Below are 21,385 nucleotides of genomic sequence, written 5' to 3' on the forward strand. Positions count from 1 at the left end.
TGCGAGATACGTGATATCCATGACCCAGACCTTATTGGGATGTTGGACACCAAACTGTCTGTCTAGCAAATTCGGCGCTACCGGATGATCATGATTTGAGTTTGTGGTGGCACGAGTCTTTCGTCTGGCCTTTGCTACAAGTCCTTGTTCAGCCATTTTACGCCTGATTCTCTGACGACTAACTGCTATCCCCTCAGCCTCTAACTGCTTCTTAATCCGACGTGTGCCATATGTTTTACGGCTCTTCTTGAAAATCCGTTTAATCTTCTGCCCCAAGACATCTACGCCTCTTTTTTCTGGTCTTCTGAGCCATTCGTAATACCCGCTGCGTGATACCTTGCTCAATTCACAGGCTCGCTTGATGCTGACCAGATTTTTGTGTTCCTGCTTAATCATCGCGTACCTTTCCTCTGGTCTCCGGCAAAGTACGCTGCTGCTTTTTTTAGAAATGTGATCTCATTCTTTAACTGTCTGTTTTCTTTTTCTAGTTGCCTCTGGTATTCCAAATCCGGCTTCATATGTCCGCTGCCTGGAAGACCGTGTTCCCCGTCTTCGGATAACTTCTTTATCCATGAGTAAATCGCTGACCTGCTACAGCCCAACTCATTGACTGCCTCTGTGACCGTCATCTTTCCGGAATTAATCTGTTCTACATAAGCTACCTTCGTATCTCTGTCAAAATATTTTCCCATGTCGACACCTCCTGATGGCTTCTCTTTATTATTGTCCATCTTCGCGGTGTCCGCTAGTAGGTTACCACATCACTGTAATGGGAATAAATAGCGTATATGTGAAATAAATACTAAAAAGGAGTACAAAGGTGGCATAGTGTAAAGTATTTGTAGGAGAAAATGTTGGAGGAAAAGACAAGAGATCATCACTTTTGGTAGAATTGGAGTCACCACAACAAAACTACCTAGGAGAGGATCTCTTGTGAATAACATTGTACAACAAATATGCCACTACGTGTCTTCTCTCAACGCAGTAAAGTAGGTCTGGCCATGTGACTTGAGCGTCGTAGGAACAAATAAGTATATGTACCTCTCAGTTAATAACCTGTATAGGTTTTTTAGTATTTTTGACATATCGCCAGGTAATCATCCCTGCTATATATTAACTAACATAATAGAAATAGGCAGTATTTTGACTGTTTTTCATAGAACCTAAACAATACGTAAATCTAAACGAAGGTGAGAAATTGAAAATCATCACAGTACTCGGTGCCAGGCCGCAGTTTATCAAAGCTGCTCTGGTTTCCAGAGAGCTCCGTAAAAAACACACGGAAATCATCATTCACACTGGACAGCACTACAACCATGAGCTTTCAGGCATCTTCTTCGAAGAAATGAAAATGCCTATACCAGATTATAACTTAGGGATTGGTTCTGACACCCATGCCCGACAGACCGGACAGATGATGATTGAACTGGAAGCACTGTTTCTTAAAGAAAAACCAGATGTGGTACTGGTCTACGGTGACACCAACTCCACTATAGCTGCGGCACTTGCGGCAGTTAAACTGCATATCCCCGTTGCCCACGTAGAGGCTGGACCAAGAATGAACGATAAAGCGATACCGGAAGAAGTAAACAGAGTGGTCACGGACCACATCTCCAGTATGCTCTTTCGCCCTACTCCTGTATGCATGGATAACCTGCACCGGGAAGGGCTGACCCAAGGGGTGTATCTGACAGGAGATGTTATGCTGGACTGCTTTTTGCACTTTTCAAAGGAAGCGGAAAAACGAACTGGAATCATGGATAATCTAGCCATAGAACAAAGTGACTACCTGCTGGCGACAGTACACAGAGCAAGCAATACCAATACCGAAGAGAACTTGCGGGAAATCTGCAAAGCTTTTATTGAGCTTTCAAAAGAAATAAAACTGGTCTTCCCTGTTCACCCGCGAACTGAGAAGTATCTGAAGCAGTACGGGCTGTACCAGGCACTAAAAAATACACCGAACATACACCTGATCAAACCGGTAGGCTACCTGGAAATGCTGGTCTTAACGAAAAACGCAGGCAAAATACTCACTGACTCCGGTGGTCTGCAAAAGGAAGCCTATTTTGCAAAATTACCTTGTATTACTTTAGATACAGTCTCAGCCTGGCCGGAAACGGTAGAGGATGGGTGGAATATAGTGGTTGGGGAAGAGACTGTTCGCCAACAGTTACGGAGGGAAAATATCATCAATGCAGTAAGATCTTTTGAACCAAATAAAAAACAACAGAATATCTTTGGTAACGGGAAGGCTGCAGAAAAAATATGTGATTCGCTAGCCTGCTAATGACTCCAAGTGGAACTATTGACTAGTTTATATTATTCCGTTCGCTAGTATTCGACAAAAGTCGGGTGGTAAACGGTACCCTTGCGAGGGGGGTGCTTTTCTCCCGAGCTTGCTAGGGTACCGTTAGCAGCAGCACCTGCCAAAGTCACCGTCCCCGCGGCTGGTATCTTCTTGCAGTGAGAAGATATCCCCTGTCGCTGTCAGAGATTTCAATACTGGCAAATCCCGCCTGCTGAAACATAGACTTCATCTCATCATCATCTGGCAGCATGTCCTCTCCCACCACACCGCCGAACGACCGTGCATAGCATTCATATCCTCCCTGCTCGCAGTATGGCATACTGTTACTCTGCCTCCCGGTTTCAGAATGCGCATCATCTCCTTTACTGCGACTTCTTTATCTTGAAAATGGGGAAAACAAGAGTTGCAGATCATTTCATCAAAGGAATTGTCCTCAAAGGGGTATTAACAATATCCCCCTGTACATAGCGCACCTGCTCCCCGTGTTTTTCTTTTGCTCTCTTGAGCATTTCTTCTGCTAAATCCAGGGCAACAATACTGCCAGAATCCCCAACAGCCTCTTGGAGGAAGGGAATCAGAATACCGGTACCTGTACCCACATCCAGGACAACACTTCCGGGTTTGATTTCTAATCCTTTAATGATCAGGTCAAGGCCTTGCAGGGTTTTATCCTCGACCATTTGATCCCAATGAGCGGCTTTTTCATTAAAATACTTACGGTGTTGTTCAGACAAACTTTTCTTCCTCCCCCTAGTGACAGAGGGTGACAGGGGTGACAGAGGGACGGGGGTCGTGTCACCGTCCTGGATGACACGACCCCCGTCCCTCTGTCACCTCAACCACCTCTTGATCAGAGGTTGTCCCGTTTCTTCTCTGGCTTTTTTCTTTATATTGTGCGTCTTTTTCTTATCAATATATATGCCACTCCTATTAAACTGATGCTGAAAATAATCAACCAAATCGCCAGAGGGAATGTATCTCCCGTGCCAACGCCAACGTCTTTACTTTTGACTTTTTTAGATTTATCTTCGGGGATAACATCAGCATCTTTTGGTTTGTCCTTTTCATCGGTGATTTGGGCGATTTTAGTTTTTGTCAAGAAATAATCTGACATGTGAGTTAAGGTAAAGCTTATATAGCCATCCTTTACTTCTAATCCCGTGGCGATTTCTTCTGATTTCTTTGTTTTTTCGTTGAAATAGTACAAATATAATTTTTCTCCATCCTCGTATTTGTCTCCGACATACACCTTTATAAATGCCGGCGCTGGCAGTTCTCCTTTATAGGTAAAAGACAGATAGATGCTGTTTCTATCCCCTACCAGTTCATCTATAGCCTCTTTGTTATTTGTTGTAAAGCTGATGCTCAAGTCAATATCGCCAATGATGTTGTCTATTTTACTTCCATCAAATGTCCAACTGTATAGTACTCTCTCATTTTCTTTCTTGACAAATGTTACCTTTCTATCTGATCCTTTTATTGCCTCTAGAGCATCTTTACTCAACCCGGTAAAATCCTCTAATTCTATGGTAACTGTTTCATCTTCTGATGACTCTATTTCTTCTGCTATTAACTGTGCATTGGTCTTGATTTCATCTATGGCAGCTTTGGCAGTTGCTAATGCACTATTCACCCCGGCAATATCTGCTGCAGCATCAATGGCACTTTTCCCTGATGCTATTGCTGCTGCCAGTCCGGCCTTCTCGGCCTCCCGATAATCCTTGAGATCCTTGTAGTTGTCTAATGCTTCTTTTGCTTCTTTTTTAGCCGCTACTATGTCTTCTTTTTCTTCTTCTGTTAACTGCGCATCAGTTTTGATTTCATCGATGGCAGCTTTGGCTGCCGCTAACGCACTATCAACTCCGGCAATATCTGCTGCCGCATCTATTGCTTCCTTCCCTGCAGTGATTGCATTTGCCAGTTCGATTTTTTGCGCTTCCCGGTAATCATCTGCATTTTTGTAATTCTCCAGTTCTGTTTTTGCATTAAACTTTGCGACAAGCAATTCATACTGCATTTCCGCCGTTGTAAGTACTGAATAATTTGTTACTTCTTTCTTTTGAGCTTCAGTTAATGAATCATATGCGTTTCTTGCCTTATTGATTGCAGATCCGGAATCCAATGTTACAGTCCCAATTGCATTTATTAAATTGATCACCTTTGCAACCTTAGGCATACCAACTGCCAAAATATTTGCTGAGTCGTTTTTATAGTAAAGTGTTCCGTCCGGTCCGCATATGATACTTGTTATACAATATTGTGAGAAACCCTCTGCATCATAAAGCTCAATTAATTCTGCATCTGCAGCGGTTGTAGCATCGGTTTTAATCTTAATCATGGAAATGCCACCGGGTAAATAATTATATGTGCTGTAAAGATACAAATACCCAGTATCTTCATATGCTGTTGTTAGTAACATTGAGCATTGAGGATATCCTTTAAGACTTACCGTAAAAAGTTTTTCCAAGCTTTCTGCATCTGCAACAAGCACCCATCCTTTTTGGAAATATTGGCCAATACCAAGGTAAACCTTTCCATCATATACAACAGGTGTGCTTGTAGTCATTACATTCCTATTTTCGTCATTAACTTGCTTAACACCCTTTAAGTTTGAGAGTACACCTGTTTTGGCGTTCACACTTGCGCTGTAAAGGTATCCACACTTTGTGGTAAAGTATATTTTACCACTTGCTTTGTCGTAAGCAATTGATGAACGCTGATCACCGATAACATCTAATTCGCTGATCATCTCACCTGTGTATTTATTAAAGGAATACACTTTTGCAGGATCTGAATCTCCGCTTTGTCCGTCATCTGTACCAACTATTACTGCATCACCGATAACCACGGCTCCTGCCCAATAGAAGCCGCCTGGCTGTGTGTGTTTCCATGATGCTATTTTGGCTTCATTCGGCTGAGAGGGGTCTTCATCTGTTACACTCAAGCATACAAAGTTGGCATTTCCTGTTTCACTATTCCAAAAACCAGTGTAAATATACCCATCGGAGTAAGCGATCGGGGAGAGGGATTGCCCTTTTAGATTATCCCGATAAACCCAAACTGATTCCAGTGTTTTTGCATTAAAGGCCTGGATTGTTCCGTTCTGTAGCGGAGCAAATATCATCCCTTCAGCATATGTAGGTGGTGTATACCCCCAGTCAGGAGCTGCAACCATTTGCCCAGTTGCAAGTATGTCACCTGTTACTAGATTTAATTTATAAATACTTGTATTTGACATAACAATCAAGGCATTATCTACGATTATCTGTACACTGGGTGCAGCTGTCCAGCCTTCACCAAGTTTTTTATTCCAAAGTAATCGATTCGGTTATCTTCTTTAACAATTGGCAGCTCCGCATCAGTTATAGCCATATTCTCGTCGCTATTTCTAAAGTTCTTCCAATAAGCGCCCACATCTTCGATTCCGGTATCAGATGCTCGTACCAAATTAATATTAACCGCTCCGCCTGCTGCGGGAACCTCACCGCTTTGCGCAACGTAACCGTATTTTGTTACAGTATACGTATAAGTATGTGCACTGAACAGCCCGTCGTAACTTCCATCACTGTTTGCAGCAACGGCATTCCCCTTTTGATCATATACATTGAACACTGCATCACTTGGTGTAATAATTGGTTTAAAGTGAATAAGCGGTGCCTTATTCAGGTTGATTGTGTATGTGTTGCTGACTTTATTTTCACCTTCACCAATACTTACAACAACTTCAATTTTATCTATTGAGCTTACATCAACTGTGCTTGAAGCCTGTCCGTTGTAAAGAAGCGCATAACTACTATTTTTTGGTGTTGCTGTTAATTCAATTGTTGTTATATTATTTGGGATGATAAGGGTGTATTCTTTCGTTCCCGCTGCAAAGTTCTTATCAAAATAGTACTGTGTTGAACCACTTTTTGCAGTAAGAGCGGTTAAAGTTGGCTCGCAATCAACCTTGAAGGTATAGGTTGTCGGAGCTTTGTCACCATTAGTTACAACAATCGTAAATTCGTTTTTCCCTGCCTGTAAACAATTTGCCCATTTAGAACTACCGCTCGTCCATGTTATATCTTTTGATTCTCCGTCACCATAATAAAGAGTTACAGCTGCGCCATTATCTTCAGCAAGAGCTCTGAACCTTAATTGTGTTGTACTGTCATCTTGTTTCGGCAAAATATAGCTGGTAACCTCGGGATCAAATACTAAATCAGTGGGATAGGTATCCCCCGGGTTTTTAAGCAATACAGTAGAATCAGTTGGACTGTAACCTGTATGAATGATCAGAGACTTAAGCTTAGCCACATCCTGTGGTGAATCCGCTGCAAATACACCTGTAGGAAATACAGCAAATACCATCAATACTGTTAATATCAAAGATAACAATCTCTTTGTTTTAATACCCCTAAACATTAATTACCTTCCTTTCCTGTGTTTAGTTTTTTCATTTTGAAAGATAGCAATTTGTTGATTCAATCACCCCCATGCGCATTAATATACGTCGTTAATCTTCAAAACACCGCAATGCTGTCACGGAAGGGAACTTATCCTTGAAAGATTAGAACCACTACAGAAGCAGGTATCCTGGCTCACGAACCTTAGCTTCATTCCCCCCTTCCCGTCAATAACATGACATCTCCAAAAAAAATACTATTGCGTACTGGACGCTTATCCCTAAAAAACAATAAAACCGCAGATGCCTTGACAATCAGCACCTCCGGTTGTCCGGTCGGTCTTATTTATTCTTGTTCATCAATTTTTCATAGTTTAATGCTGTTTTTGATGTTTTCTACACGTACAGGTTCAGCATTCTGAACTATTACTCTCATTTCACCAAATGCTATACTTCGAATTAAATCCAACAATTTTTTTTTCCTTGTCTGTACACTTAATTGTAACAACCTCCTGCTCCTTAGAAACCGTTGACACCTCCTATTTAAAATATTGCTTCACTATAAAAAAATGAACTGCACTTCGGCAGTTCATTTGTAAGCTCTTTTTTGAAAACGAAAAGCATACTCCTTTCCCACCGAAAGGCACTATGTGATGGCATAAGGCAGGTTCCTGACTCGAAATCATCCAGCGCCCTTTTCCTGCTATATTCATTGAGGGGGCTGTCCTTCTTACAGTAGCGGGGGCTGTCATGGTTTTTCACCATGTTCCCTTTTAATGCACAATGTGCAACCGTATACCAGTAAATATTTAATTGATTCTAATATATACTATTTTTAACACCTCGTCAAAACAGATTATCACAATAACGTATATTAACACCCGAAATCTAATGGATTTACCGCTTTAGCTCCCGAGATTTTAAACATTCCTGAATAATCATCGGTTTCTCATAGTATCTCATTCTGAATTTCAAAGCAACATTGAATCAATTACTTGAAATCCCAGAATCTTAAAATCAATTAAAAAAAACTGGAACACTGTCCTGGGCAGACCTATATCCCCTTGAAAAACATAACCGCTTTTTCATAGAGTGACTTGTTTTTTATTATAGTATTGCGTATATTATTCATAAATTCATACACTTGATTGTATTCTCTTTCCTCAGGTTTTAGATCAGAGAATATCGCTTTTTGTGTATTATCAAGGGTTTTTTCATACTGTTCGCCATATGTTTCTCCATACTTTTCACTTAGATTTTTACTCTGTTTATACATGGAGCCACCCATTTTAGGTATTCCGTCATAATAGAGCAAGTTCATGGTATCTATAAACAAGCTGCGGATAGCTATTTTTCTGTCGCCATCATTAAACATCGCCAATTTTTCTTTTCTGTGTTTATACAAACGGTAGATTGTCCTGGCAAACAAGAATAAGAGTATTAGTAAAATACTCGCCACCACTATTGAGATAATAATTTGAAGCAATCTTTTGTCCTTTTCACGTTTCTTAATTTCTTCCTGTTGTTCAGGGCTCTCTAGTTGTGTGATGTTTGATTCCTGGTAGGAGGTGCTTATTATATTCGGTTCTTGTTTCTGTGCAATAACAATATCAGATGGCTGCTCTGTTTTATCTAAATATGACGGTGTCACCTCAACGGGTACCCAACCGAGGCCATCCTGATAGATTTCCACCCAGGCATGTGCATTTTTCTCCGGTAAGGGAATCACCGAGTAGCCTTCCTTATCTTTGACATCATCGAGGGTGACAAGATACCCTTCAACATAGCGAGCCGGTATTCCATAATAGCGAAACATCAATGTTGCTGCCGTCGCATAATGAACATCATAACCAGAGGCACTGTCCTCTAAAATAAATTGTAGAAATTCTCGTCCAGCAGGACATTTTCCCGGATTCTCTTGATAGGTGATATTTTGACTGAGATAGGATAAAATTTTATTTTTAGCACCTGTATAGGGTGCATGGTTAGCTTGAGTTTCAAATTCACCAAAATGACTTTGGAGAAGCAATTTATCCTTATCTGACAATGCTGTGCAGGTATCGTAGACATATTGATTATAATGCGCTTCATCATTCTCGTAAGTCGTATCGTTTTGAGAATGCTCTTCTAAATAGGTTTGGGCAATTTGCAGGTAATCCTTCATGATAGAGTTCCCAGTTGAAAAATTATAGTACTTCTGCCCACCGGCACCCTTGGAGAGCATTGTCTCATCAGCTTTATATTGGACTTGATTTTTTCCTTCCATAGATATCAATTCATAAGGCGCATACGCATATTTTCGACAGGCATTTTTTAAATTGACCTTAACATTGATCGGTTCGCTATTGTCACCTTGAACAATTCTTCTGGCCTGGTCCAATTGCTTGAGGGGCGTAAAATTATCCTGATGGAGCCAGTAAAACAAACCATAATGGTCATAATAGATATCAGCCGGCTGTGTTTCCCAGCCGGAAGATGTATATTGACTGCCTACAAAGCCGCGTAAAAACATCGATTGGGGATCACTCATCACAACCTCTATGGCTGTTTCATCTGTCCGCTGCATTTTGTCCATTTTGGAAAAATCCCCTTCAGGTAGTACATTATTGCCGAATCGCAAACGGTCGTAGGTAGTAGTGATTGCGTTTTTTACCTTACCAAGTCCCTTATCTCTCTCAAAATTGAGAGGTGGTACGAGATATGTAATTGTTGCAGTGGTCATCATAAAAACGATGGAAGCCATGAGCAGCCATCCCCCAACAGCCTTTCCGTCAAAATACACTTTTTCTCTTTTTGACTCACAGAAAAAATCCAACCAGACATAAATAAAAAAGAGAACTAAAACGTAAAATCCCCCGGCCAAAAGATTAAGCTCAATTCCCACACCTAAAGTAATGATGAACATAATAAAGAGGATTATTAACAGGCTCCTGCTTTTGATTTCAAAAACAATTTTGCCGGTAAACCATGTAAGAAATCCTAAGATAAACAAAAAAAGATTGCTTTGACCAACAACATCAAATAGATGTATATAATTTCCCGTACATTTTCCCATATAGATTAATATTTGATTTAAAAAATACAAGAAGCCGGTTTTAACTGGGTTAACAAAGAATATTAATACTAAAATCAATAAAAATAATACCCCATAAACTGCATATAGTCTGCTTTTGTTGATCAGGGTTTTGCTTTCAATAATATAGCTGAAGAACCCCATGAATAAAGAGACAGCAACAGCCGGCCAGATGTGTAATTGAGTATTAATCATATTTTGCGCTATAAACAAAAGACTAAGGCTAAACATGAATACTAATATTGATTCAAATGCTTTTATATTTTGATGATTATTCTTCATTTTCAATCCCCTTTGTAAGGTAAGGAATAACCACAACCTCGTGATTGATCGTGTTGGGAATCACCACTTCATCTAAAGCAAAATAATACAGTACTCCAAATTGCTCTTCTTCAAATAAACAATCATTTAAGGAACTCTTATCGTCAACAACACGCACCTGATCAAACAGGTCTGTGAAAATATTGTACAGCTCTTGCTCACTGCCTACTTTATGAAACTCACAGCTTTTCTTTTCACTGTTGTAAAAGGCAATTGTGTAAAGCACTCTTTGTTCAACCAGGTACAACGCAATGCTGGCAAACTGAGCAGCATAATCGTCCAATGTATCAGGTGTAATATTTTCATGAGGCAGCTTTGTTTCATAAAAAAGCACAAAGGTATCATCTACAGGAAATCCCAGTTCTTTCACCATGGTTTTATCGATTTTCGCAGTCAATTTCCAATGAATGTATCTTATATTGTCACCAGGCGAATATTCTTTATGACCAATAATTTCTCCCGGGTCATGTCCCGACTTATATTCAGAGTATACGGTGCTGTCTTGATTCATTCTTGCCGAGAAATCCCACCGGTTATTTTCGGTTATCATATTTGGGAAAATTGTTGATTTAATGCTGGTGCCGATTATCTTTGTCGTTTTAAAACTCCTTGAAAAATCCAGATAATTAACTTGATCTACAGTTATTCTTAATCCACCGCAGTGTTCACTGATTATCTCCAGGGGAAACTCCTCACTGTGTTTAGCTTTTAGCGCAAAGGGTACATTAATAGCATAGCCTTTATTTGTAAGTACATTTTTTACATGCAGTTTGCAATATGCATCTATTACGGGAAAAATAGAATTGTTATGGACGATCAATTTGCCCTTCAGTATTTCTTTTTTTTGCCCGCTTGTTTGCATTAACAATTGAAAACTGCACTTTTTTTTAAGCAACCCGATACGGATTACTTCTATTACGATGATCATCAACAAAAAAGATAGGAGTGCAAGAAATATTTTTGATTCAGTGATAATAAACAGCAGCCCAAGGATTAAGCATAAACAAACCCCTGCAATCTTCTTCTTGACCATTTTACGCATTTTAAGCCCCACCAACCATTGCTGGTATTGGTACGCACTCCAGGATTTCTTGCAAAATGGTTTCCGTTTCAATTTTTTCCGCCCTGGCATTAGCTGTCCGGATCACCCTGTGGCAGCACACATCTAAAAAGACAGTCAGAATATGTTCCGGCACAACATAAGACATGCCCTGCATATAAGCACAGGCCTTGGCCATTTTCAATACCCCCAGAGCACCACGGGGACTGACCGGCAGTTCTAATCGTTCACAATTGTGGGATTCTGATACCAGTAAGGCAATATAATTTAAGATCTCTTCGCTGACATAAATCTCATTTGCCTTTTTTTGCATCAACAGTATCTCTTCAGAAGAAGCCTTCTGTTCAACCTTGTCCAGGGGTTGTTCGATCATTCTGTCTTCCATCATTTTGATCATACTGTTCATATCCGGCATACCCATGCTTAATCTAATTAAAAACCTGTCCAACTGTGATTGGGGTAACAATTGGGTACCCGCAAAGCCAAAGGGATTTTGAGTAGCAATAACAATAAATGGCCTGGGTAGAAGATGAGTGACACCATCTACAGTTACCTGGCATTCCTCCATCACTTCTAACAGCGCAGCTTGTGTTTTGCTCGAAGTACGATTTATTTCGTCAGCCAGCAATAAATTCGTTATCACTGCGCCTTCTTTATAGATGAAGTCATCCTTTTCTCTTCGATACAGCGAAAAACCCGTTACATCACTGGGCAATGTATCCGGAGTAAACTGAATACGCCTGTAAGATAGGCCCAATGCACTGCTGAATGCCAGGGCCAGTGTTGTTTTCCCGACACCGGGTATGTCTTCCAATAAAATATGCCCGTCCGCTAAAATAGCCATCAATACCTTGTCGATTACTTCATCTTTGCCGATAATAACTTTTTTAACCTCTGTTTTTAATTCATCAATTTTATTCATATTTATAACCGTTCCTTTCGCTGCGCTAAGGCACAAAACGCAATGAAAACAGTTGCCCTGCGCTATTTCTTTAATTGGTCATGCATAGTGCATCGGGGAGGTGAGTTAAGAAGACCGCTATTTCTATTCATTGATAAAAATTCTGTGTTTAATCTGTATTCTTTCCAGTTTTGTTCCGATCGGTTTCATACCAATTAATAAAAATACGACATTGGATATTGCATAGGTTATGGTAACCTGTATGGCCATGATCTGAGCCGCCAAATAACGTGCCCAGCTAAAGGTGCCATCATAGGAGAGCACCGTCCAAATATCCATAATCGCAGAAAATAAAATCCCTGAGAGTATCCCGTAAATAATCAGGCCGGGTTTTGTTTTTATAAAGCGCTTCATGGGCGGAATGCCGGCAATTAAACCTATCACACCCCAGGCCACCATTTGGAAAGGCGTCCAGGGCCCCTGTCCAAAAAATATGTTGGAAATGATTGCTGACAGAGAGCCCACTAAAAATCCTGCCTCACTCCCTAAATATATCGCGGTGATGATAACAATCGCCGTAACCGGCTTAAAATATGGTACCGGAGCAAAAACGAACCGTCCTACCACTGCCAGGGCAGTCATCGTAGCAACGATGACCATTCGTCTGATATCGCCTTCTTTTTTCTCGTAAGCGGTATAAAACGGCACACAGGCCAATACCATCAGAATGATAGATATCAGGTTATAGGCTCGATCCTTATATAAAACAATGCCTATCCAAAAGAGAACAACAACAGCAACCAACAAACCAACGATAAACAGAATTCTTCTTTTATTCACTTTTCTTACCATTCATCCTGCATAATTCAATAACATCCTCTGTGGTGATGGCATTATCAAACATTGTTCTGGAAATTCTATTGGCAGCTGTTGTATAAAAGTTGTTGTTACAAAAAAATTCCTCGGGTTCCCCGAATGAAATGATTGTACGGTCAAAGAACATGCCACAGCGGTCAGCGACACGAGCACAAAATTCTACATCATGGCTGACGAGCACAATCGTGATACCATCATCCTTTAACTCTTTTAAAAGAGTACACATCTGATCCTTATATCCGGCATCGATCCCCTTGGTCGGCTCATCCATGAGAATTACCCTCGGCTCTAATAATAGAATTTTCCCTATGGCTGCCTTTTGTTGCTCACCCCCGCTTAAATCATATGGGTGTATGTTTAGAAAATCTCTTATGGATAGGCGTTCTGCTATTCTCTCAATTCTGCGATCAAGGGCTTTTTGATCACAATCCAACACCTTACACAGCTCCCGGTAATCATCCAATACGGTTTCTTTGATAAAAACAGTCTGCGGGTTTTGGGGCAATAATGTGAGGCAGTTTACATACAGCTCCCTGCCCTTATATTTGCGAATATTCTTTCCAAAAATCTTGACTCTGCCCCTATAGGCCGATTAGAGCCGGCGATAATACTAAGCAGGGTCGTTTTTCCCGATCCATTACCCCCTAGCAAGCATACGATTTCCCCCTTGGTCACAGTTAAATTTAGATCTTCTATAATATCGGGTGACTCTCTCAGATACCTGAACCATACATTTTTTAATTCAATTGCCGGTTCGGCAGCCGGTGAGCACCTCTTTTCCCTTTTTAATGTCCTGATCTTGTTAGTATAGTTTTTGGCTAAACATTCTCTTCCTTCTTTTACCGTTAAAGGGCAGACCGAATTATTTTGTAAACCCTGATAAATTCTGATCGCACTGGGAAGGCCCTTAGCAACGCCATTATTCCCTATATTTTTTAATTTTTCACCCACCTTTCGTGGTTCATCAAACAATAAAACTCTGCTTTTTTCTAACACCAAGATCCTATCTGCTATAGGGAACACCTCCTCCAAGCGATGTTCTGTCATCAGAATCGTCAATCCCATATCCTGATTTAATTTATACAGGGTGTTGATAAAGTCAGAGGCTGCAATCGGGTCCAATTGGGATGTAGGCTCATCCAAGATGAGGAGCTCCGGCTGCATCACCATCACTGAAGCTAAATTCAGTATTTGTTTTTGGCCGCCTGACAGCTCATCTGTTTTATTGCGAAACCAGTTTTGAATACCGAAAAACGATGCCATTTCCCCTACTCGCCTTCTGATGGTCTCTGTTTGGAGCCCCATGTTTTCCAGACCGAAGGCCAGTTCGTGCCACACCTTTTCTGTTACTACTTGATTTTCTGGGTTTTGCATAACAAAGCCGATTTTACAAGCAGATGTTCTGTCATCTAAATCCTCTTGTTGTATCCCCTGATAATAGATGGTACCGCTTCTTTCCCCACAGGGTGCTAATTCACGCTTTATGAGCTTTAATAAAGTTGTCTTACCACAACCGGATTCACCACAAACAACAATGAATTCCCCTTCTTTTACATTAAAAGATATATCATTGAGTGCCTGTTCTTTCCGCAGTGGATAAGAGAAATTTAAATTTTCGACTCTAAGTATTTCCATTTTATTTTCTCCATGATTTCAATAATAGAAGGGAAAAACATAAACAAGGCTGTCAACGCATAAAGACCCACTGACCATCCTGAGTAATAGATCTGCCCCAGGGTCGGATAATATTGAAAGATCAATAATCCGGCGTGTTTGCCTGTGAAAAAAAGAAGTAAAAAAGAGGCCATCAATCCAAACATCATCAGATCACTCCTGCGCATACTAAATATAGAAAATGTGGATCTCTCCGGCAATCCATACCCCCTTGCTTTCATCGCCTCTGCCGTTTCTAAAGAATTTTCTATCGACCAGCCGATCAGACTATCAAAAACACGCACTGTTCCTTTCACTTTGTCTGGCATATTATCAGCTGCATACAAACCCATTGTTTTTTGTGAGTTATTGATTATTATTGCCTGTCTTTTAAATAGAGGGATAAATCTTAAGGCCATTGCCAAAATCAATGATAGTTTAGGCACCACTCTTCCAAAAAGAAAAAGAACTTTATCTGTGGTCATGACCTGATTTAAGCACTTACTCCAAAATATGACCGCAATAATCATGATCGCAATAAATTCACCATAAACAAATGCCTCTTTGGTGACCGGATTATCATTCATAAAGAACAACACTGTCTCTCCGTTATGTGTAAACAGGGGATTGGCCAGTGACAACAAAATAAACAGCAACAGGTAAAAACCTATATCTGATAATAACTGCCTGCCTGTACTCAATGTACCTGAAAAGGCAATGCCACCCGTCAGGGCACACAGCAGTACAATGGGGTGATTTGTAAACATAGTGACAAACAGCACAATCACATAATATAAAAAGATGACCAGCGGATGAAATGACTCAAAACGACTCATGATCAATTTCTCTCACTGTAAAAACTTCCGCCCACATCTCTTCCCAGATCACAGGTGTAGACAAACTCAACCTTATCCCTGTCTTTCAATTTATATTTGCTGATACCGTAACCCGGATACTTCCCATTAACCTTATACATCCAGCCGCTGAGATGACCGCAGGAATACTCGTACAGGTGATTAATGCCCCGAATATAGGCGCTTCCATAGACATTGTCCCGTTCACCCTGATATTCCATGTGTATTTTGTTATAGCGAACAGCCCTGTTCAAAACATCAAAGACCGTATCCCCGGGTCTGAGCACATATTGAGTTTCTTCTAAAATAATGCCATCCCGAGGCACGTATTTTTCGTCCCTCAGCTCAGGCGCTAATTTATCCATATTGTTAAGAATGGTGTCACATCTGATGCTAACAGTGACAACTTGAGAGTCTTTCTTGATATCGTCGATATGTGTTAAGTAATACTCATCGACTGATAGAATCTCGATGCGGGAAACCGCGATCACAATAAAAAAGAACCGCAAAGCCTATCATCAATAAATTTTTTCTTATTGCAAATGCCCCCTTACAGACAGCACTTAATTACAAAGAAGATCCTCATCATCCTCATAATCGGGCAACCGCTCTTTCCTCTTTTTCTTTATTCGATAAACAACGACAGCTATTAACACAATGGCCATTACAATAACCAGTATGCCGATGACAAGTGCTCTTAACTGACTGTCGATTTGGGTTTTTGCGCGAATGACATCCTCATACCCCATAATTTTCAGTTGATCAGATTTCTGGAGGGATTGAATTTCCTCTACTATCTGATCGACCTTCTTCTTATCAGCGATACCCAATTTTTCAAATGGGTACAGGGTTTCCATTATTCGTTTATTGAGGTCGTCTATCTTTTCCTGTATGGCTTCCACAGAGGTCTTTTTTTGCCTCCAGATCCTCCTTAACACCTGGATATTCTTCAGCATTTTGGGCGTTGCTTATTTTGCCCAACAACACGATTATCTGCGGATAATAAGCTGTTGAAGGGTGATCCGGAATCGATTTATAATCCTGGTAGTCCCGGTCAGTAAACAAATAGTCTTCATAATTGCCGCTTCCTGTGTTAAATAAATCGGTTACAGCACCATTTCCCTTTTCCGTTATGTTCATTGCAGCAGCCAAATATTCAGAGGTGTTGCTGAGATTGGCATCACTCATCATCTCCGCCAGATACTTATAGGAATACACATAGCAGCGCTCTTCTATCGGAACTGCCATATAGCGCTCAAAAAGCAATTTAATCGTTGAAATTTTCTGATTGCCACTATTCTTTAACTTGATAATATCCTGGTTTAATTGAGCTATTTTTTCCTTAAACTCTGTCATCATCTCGGGTCGGAAGTCATACAGGGAACGGTACCCAACAAGATACCGGTAATAAGCAGTTAGTGCATACAAAGTCTGCTCCGATGCTATGGAGTTGCTTTGATCCGGTTTGGCGCTCAAGTTTTCTTCATCGTAGGTATAGGAATGGATAAAACCACCATCCGGGCGCCTGTATTTCATGATGCCATCGATAACAGTGTTCCCTCCCTTGATGAAGCGTTGATCAGTTAACGGATCTATACCCAGCGCACATAAAGCAACTAATACCTGGCCGGTGCTCTCAACATTTTCCATTCCCCAACTGGAAAAATCTCCATCCGGCCTCTGTAGAGTGGATAATCGTTCCAGGGCTCTGACGAACGCTTGCCTTTGTTTCTTTGTTATTCCACTTGCAGACATATGTGTATATTTGTTCGCTGTTGTAATAGGGAGCCAAGGCCTGTATGGCCATTGCTGTTATATCTGGATCTATCTGTTCGCCATCAAGGGAAAAACCCCCATCCTTCAGCTGCTGCGCTAATATTTCAGGGATAATGGTATCCCTCGTATCCATCGCATCAGCAGGGGTTCTATAGCGCATGGAATCCAAGGTGATCAACCCCCAAATCAAACCATTCACTCCCTGCTCTGACAACGGTTTGGTGCGGCCGCGGTAACAGACGCCATCTGCGATTAAATTAATGGGATTGTGATCACTATCTGTTCCTATTTGAGTGGGATCACCCCCTACCGATAATACTGCCAGAGCAATGCGATGCCATTCGGTCGCCTTTGTGTTATCGAGTTTCCCCTCATTTTTATAGCGTTTGGTGATGTTCTGCTTGACCATTTCCAAATAGGCCTGGGTATTATCTTGGATACCCAGGCGTCCAACTGCAAACACGTACCAATCTGATACTTCAGTCCCGGCACCAGCCAATATCTCATTGCTGATCAAATTGCCCTTTGCATTTTTATTGACTGATTTTTTCCAGGCGATAATCTTCTCAATGTTTTGTTGAATTTCCGGTTGAGAATAATCTCTGTGTTCTGCAAATGCAGCGACAGGATTAATAATTAAGAGTAAACATACAAAGCTGACAATTTTGACTACCAATCTCCCCAATTTTCTACATCTCCTACACCCATAGAGTAACCACCATTAATATCTTTTCCGTACCACAAGGTAAACCGGATACGCACTACATCGCCATCCTGCAGATTCCTTTGATCAAAACCCAGATTGGGATAGATGCCGTTAACACAATACATCCAGCCGCTTCCACCGGTAAAGTCAAATTCCCCCAGACTGTTACTATGGTATTTTGCCGGATCGGTGATATTGGTAAGGCCGGCTTCATCCTCTAACCGTTTTGCCAATTCTTCAGGAATCACTGGATTGGTTACTAATCCGGGAAGGAGGATGTGTGCAAGATAAAAGCCGTTGCCTATGGTGCCTTTATGTTTATAATCAAAACCATTTTCCTCCAACAAATTGATCAGTATATGAGCAGAATACTCTCCTTCTCTTAATTCAACTTGTGTCGGTGGGATTAAATAACCGAGACCGATGGTTGTCGCTTCTACACTAAAGGTGGCGTGACCGATTATGTCACCGTCATTGGCACCGGCACTGTGTACAATAAAGCGGTAGGTGACACTGTTATTCTCTGCATCAGTCAGCGTTATAGTAAGCACATTTTCCCCGGGGTTTAACTTGACGGTGTAACTTGTTTTTACGCTGTCATCCCAGATGCATTTGACAACAATGTCATTAACCTTTACTTCGATATTTTTTGCGTAGATTTTATTGCCCTTATAGTCCCTCGGCTCAATTTCAAAGGTATAGAGTCGCCCTTTGATTGTGCCATTATGCAAAATGTCTGTTCGCCTTAATCTGGGTAGATGGCTGTCCTTATCTATTTCTTCTCCACTGCCATCTATAACAGGTATCACATAAACAATCCTGTATTGTTTTTCAGTCTCTGACCCTGCGGGGCCTGCTCGTAAAACAATTTCATTATCACCCTTATTCAGGCTTACAGCATAATGAGCATCTCTGCCTTCAACTGATTTGCCGTTCAACAAAACCTCTAATGGTATCTCCTGATCACCCTTAACCGCTTTCGCGTTAAAGCTAAAGGCGGGAGCACCCACTTGTTGGCTCTTTAAGTCTGTGATAATTTGACAGCCCGCCGGTTTTTGGTAGATGACATTAAATGTCACTTGCTTATCCTTATTGCCATCAGATGCATGTAAACGAATGATATTCGTTCCCTCTCTGAGCTCACAGGTATACTTTCCATTGCTTCCTTTAAGTTCTTCGCCATTTAAATATGCTTTTAGTTTTATATCTTTATCTTTGTGTTTTGCCCTGGCATTAAAGGAAAAAACAGGATTGTCCACTGATGTATCCGCTAAATCAGTGGTGATGATGATGTCACCTTCATTGAGAAATACAGTATAATCGCGCTGCGCAACAATTTTTTTGCCGGTCTGATCACTATAGGTAATTTTTATACTGATTGTGTTTTCGCCATCGGTCAGCAGCACCTTCCCGAGAAAGCCTTGTACCTTACTTCCATTTACTTTGATCTCAATGTCTTCCACAGTTAAATTATGGTCTTTTTGAATAATCGAAAAGGAATAGCTTTTGTATGCTACAACCTCACCATTCTTAATTGTGGTCATAAAGAATCCATCATAAAGAATGTCCTCTCCTGGACTACCCCCATCTTTTATTACGTAGTAATCATTTCCATCCTTATCACTGTCCCCATCCTCTGATTGCACAGGAGTTGTTCGCTCATCGGGATTTTTCGGGGTTTCCGGATCTTCATTATCCCCTTGCTCCGGAACACCTTGACGTTCTTCATTCATAGCTTCTTGTTCAGAACCGGTATCAGAATCAACATATACTTTAGATAAATTTTCTAATTCTGAGCCAGCAATCTCGTTTGGCGCGGCCATTGAATTATATGCGGCTTCTGCGCTGAGGGGATTTTTAGGTTGGGCTTTATTAACATTGGTTAGAAAAACCACAGCCATACAGAATGATAAAATAAAAATACCAAGAATAAACATTTTTTCTTTATTTAAGCTGTCTGGCTTAAATAATTTAAATTTATTTTTCCCCATTTCTCTTCCACTCCTTTAATCACACATAGTCCCTTAAGGGTAGATTATTTGTGATTATTTGAGATTATTAATCTTATTACTGGGCCACAACCTCAATAACCATAATCAGGCTGAACAGCATCTTCTCAGCTTGTCCTAAAATCAATAACAATCCCCCTTCTCCTGATAAAAAAACCGGAGGTGCTTTAAAAATGCACACCTCCGGTTTTCCGGTCGGTCTTTATTATTTATTATTTTACTTTTTACTTATAGTTGATGCTATTTTTAATCTTCCACGCGCACTGGTTCAGCATTCTGAACTATTACTCTTATTTCACTAAATGCTATACAAGCAGGATGCGCGGGCTAACAATATAAAAATGAACTGCGCTTCGGCAGTTCATTCGTAATAACCTCTTTGAAAGTGAAAAGGCATACTCCTTCCCCACCGAAAGGCACTATGTGATGGCATAAGGCAGGTTCCTGACTTGAAATCATCCAGCACCCTTTCCTTCCCATTTTCATTAAGGATGCTGTCCTTCTTACAGTAGCGGGGGCTGTCATGGTTTTTCACCATGTTCCCTTTTAATGCACATCTGTGCAACCACTACACCAATATAGTATCCAGTAAAGTATTAAATTTGTTATTAGTATACACTATTATTAATACCTCGTCAAAAATTATTGTCATACTCACATTACATTACATTACATATAGATGTTAACAAAAGAACTGTTCCCGCGTCATATAGCTAGAAATTTAAACTACCTATTAACGGGTTTTTCCCCTTATAAGCTAATAACGCTATCCCCATCACAATAATAATCATACCAACAGGTATATAGTTTTTTGCTCCAGTGCGAGGTAAATTGGCATTAGCCTCGGTATTCACCGTATCATCTTCTTTGGTATTATCCAGTTTTGCTGCATCTTTCAATAATTCAGCAATAACCTCATAATTTTTTATGTCTTTTTGTTCTGATTCTGGTATAGATTTGTAATGGGCTTGTACCTCATCGATAATACCCATTATTTCATTGATATTATCCGAGTTTACGGGAACCTTCTTCTCTCCATCCATGAGTTTTTCACTAATTAATGCATTTACATATTCGATTTTTGCTGGAATGAAATATTCTTCGTAACTACTGATAGCTGCTAAGTCTTCTGGAGTAAGCCCTGCAATAGTGTTGCCTCTCACTCAATTTGACGCTGCAATTCTCACCGCCAATAACGGAAGAATTATAGCGACAGTCTGCCATAAAGTTGAGAATTCAGGTGCCAATCAAAGTCTAGCTAGATAATGCCAGTCAGTGTGCATAGTGTGGATAATGTAGAGATCCCCCCAGCACCCAAACCAAACCTGTCATGGATACTGAGAGGATCCTTACCCTTTAATTACCTTACCCCGCTGTGCCACGCTGCCTTTCCATATCAGCAAGAATACGCCCGATACTCTTTACGTCCTCAACCACATCCCATTGCCCCTTTGCTGTGTC

Annotated in this window: 17 protein-coding genes, 2 pseudogenes and 2 riboswitches; of the genes and pseudogenes, 1 reads left to right on the forward strand and 18 read right to left on the reverse strand. The window is 40.7% G+C overall.

The genetic code is table 11. The features are described 5' to 3' along the window. Together SSCH_RS10580 and SSCH_RS10585 are read right to left on the reverse strand one after the other, a co-directional pair. Window positions 1-396 (reverse strand): IS3 family transposase (locus SSCH_RS10580; protein ID WP_044665430.1); only part of this gene is annotated, 396 nt, incomplete at its 3' end. Then, window positions 393-692, reverse strand: coding sequence for a transposase (locus SSCH_RS10585; protein ID WP_052835569.1), 300 nt, complete (start codon window positions 690-692; stop codon window positions 393-395). The genes SSCH_RS10585 and SSCH_RS10580, both read right to left, overlap by 4 nt. Window positions 693-1,198: 506 nt before the next feature. Between SSCH_RS10585 and wecB the strand changes: the two genes are divergently transcribed. Further along, complete coding sequence (wecB, locus tag SSCH_RS10590) at window positions 1,199-2,290, forward strand: non-hydrolyzing UDP-N-acetylglucosamine 2-epimerase (RefSeq protein WP_044665431.1); 1,092 nt, start codon at window positions 1,199-1,201, stop codon at window positions 2,288-2,290. A 145-nt stretch (window positions 2,291-2,435) separates the two neighbouring features. On the opposite strand, the gene SSCH_RS19355 is transcribed toward wecB, so the two are convergent. The 16 genes and pseudogenes from SSCH_RS19355 to SSCH_RS10675 all read right to left on the reverse strand — a co-directional run bounded on the left by SSCH_RS19355 (window position 2,436) and on the right by SSCH_RS10675 (window position 21,087). Beyond that, window positions 2,436-2,630, reverse strand: coding sequence for a hypothetical protein (locus tag SSCH_RS19355; protein ID WP_198142394.1), 195 nt, complete (start codon window positions 2,628-2,630; stop codon window positions 2,436-2,438). Further along, window positions 2,537-2,991: pseudogene (locus SSCH_RS21995) on the reverse strand (class I SAM-dependent methyltransferase). The gene SSCH_RS19355 and the pseudogene SSCH_RS21995 overlap by 94 nt, the downstream one beginning before the upstream one ends. Window positions 2,992-3,197: 206 nt before the next feature. Then, window positions 3,198-5,576 carry a PQQ-binding-like beta-propeller repeat protein gene (locus tag SSCH_RS10600; protein ID WP_332306931.1) on the reverse strand — a complete coding sequence of 793 codons (2,379 nt, stop codon included), beginning with the start codon at window positions 5,574-5,576 and terminating at the stop codon, window positions 3,198-3,200. Continuing rightward, complete coding sequence (locus SSCH_RS10605; RefSeq protein ID WP_044665433.1) at window positions 5,573-6,715, reverse strand: cadherin-like beta sandwich domain-containing protein; 1,143 nt, start codon at window positions 6,713-6,715, stop codon at window positions 5,573-5,575. The genes SSCH_RS10600 and SSCH_RS10605 overlap by 4 nt, the downstream gene beginning before the upstream one ends. Window positions 6,716-7,340: 625 nt before the next feature. Then, window positions 7,341-7,506: riboswitch (cobalamin riboswitch) on the reverse strand. Window positions 7,507-7,749: 243 nt separating this feature from the next. Next, window positions 7,750-10,050 (reverse strand): transglutaminase-like domain-containing protein, encoded by a 2,301-nt coding sequence (locus tag SSCH_RS10620; RefSeq protein WP_044665436.1) that lies wholly within the window; start codon window positions 10,048-10,050, stop codon window positions 7,750-7,752. Then, window positions 10,040-11,131, reverse strand: a complete 1,092-nt coding sequence (locus SSCH_RS10625; RefSeq protein ID WP_044665437.1) for a DUF58 domain-containing protein — start codon at window positions 11,129-11,131, stop codon at window positions 10,040-10,042. The genes SSCH_RS10620 and SSCH_RS10625 overlap by 11 nt, the downstream gene beginning before the upstream one ends. Window position 11,132: 1 nt before the next feature. Continuing rightward, on the reverse strand, window positions 11,133-12,071 hold the full coding sequence (locus tag SSCH_RS10630) for an AAA family ATPase (protein WP_044665438.1): 939 nt from the start codon (window positions 12,069-12,071) through the stop codon (window positions 11,133-11,135). A gap of 123 nt (window positions 12,072-12,194) precedes the next feature. Next, window positions 12,195-12,890, reverse strand: a complete 696-nt coding sequence (locus tag SSCH_RS10635; protein ID WP_084711105.1) for an ECF transporter S component — start codon at window positions 12,888-12,890, stop codon at window positions 12,195-12,197. Beyond that, window positions 12,883-14,561, reverse strand: a pseudogene (locus SSCH_RS10640) (ABC transporter ATP-binding protein). Before SSCH_RS10640 ends, SSCH_RS10635 begins: the two are co-directional and overlap by 8 nt. Then, the gene (locus SSCH_RS10645) at window positions 14,534-15,415 is read right to left on the reverse strand and encodes an energy-coupling factor transporter transmembrane component T (protein WP_044665440.1); all 882 of its coding nucleotides are present in this window, start codon (window positions 15,413-15,415) and stop codon (window positions 14,534-14,536) included. The pseudogene SSCH_RS10640 and the gene SSCH_RS10645 overlap by 28 nt, the downstream one beginning before the upstream one ends. Before the next feature lie 2 nt (window positions 15,416-15,417). Beyond that, window positions 15,418-15,942 carry a DUF4430 domain-containing protein gene (locus tag SSCH_RS10650; protein WP_198142392.1) on the reverse strand — a complete coding sequence of 175 codons (525 nt, stop codon included), beginning with the start codon at window positions 15,940-15,942 and terminating at the stop codon, window positions 15,418-15,420. Between the two features lie 54 nt (window positions 15,943-15,996). Beyond that, on the reverse strand, window positions 15,997-16,335 hold the full coding sequence (locus SSCH_RS10655) for a hypothetical protein (RefSeq protein ID WP_044665441.1): 339 nt from the start codon (window positions 16,333-16,335) through the stop codon (window positions 15,997-15,999). Beyond that, window positions 16,298-17,083, reverse strand: coding sequence for a hypothetical protein (locus SSCH_RS10660; RefSeq protein ID WP_044665442.1), 786 nt, complete (start codon window positions 17,081-17,083; stop codon window positions 16,298-16,300). Before SSCH_RS10660 ends, SSCH_RS10655 begins: the two co-directional genes overlap by 38 nt. Further along, a complete protein-coding gene (locus SSCH_RS10665; protein WP_044665443.1) occupies window positions 17,070-17,894 on the reverse strand; it encodes a hypothetical protein in 825 nt (274 codons plus the stop codon). Before SSCH_RS10665 ends, SSCH_RS10660 begins: the two co-directional genes overlap by 14 nt. After that, on the reverse strand, window positions 17,879-19,906 hold the full coding sequence (locus tag SSCH_RS10670) for a DUF4430 domain-containing protein (RefSeq protein ID WP_044665444.1): 2,028 nt from the start codon (window positions 19,904-19,906) through the stop codon (window positions 17,879-17,881). The genes SSCH_RS10665 and SSCH_RS10670 overlap by 16 nt, the downstream gene beginning before the upstream one ends. Before the next feature lie 437 nt (window positions 19,907-20,343). After that, a riboswitch (cobalamin riboswitch) is annotated at window positions 20,344-20,509 on the reverse strand. Between the two features lie 128 nt (window positions 20,510-20,637). Further along, window positions 20,638-21,087, reverse strand: coding sequence for a hypothetical protein (locus SSCH_RS10675; RefSeq protein ID WP_044665445.1), 450 nt, complete (start codon window positions 21,085-21,087; stop codon window positions 20,638-20,640). Window positions 21,088-21,385: the final 298 nt, after the last annotated feature.

The sequence above is a fragment of the Syntrophaceticus schinkii genome (genome assembly GCF_000946815.1).
GTDB lineage: Bacteria > Bacillota > DSM-12270 > Thermacetogeniales > Thermacetogeniaceae > Syntrophaceticus > Syntrophaceticus schinkii.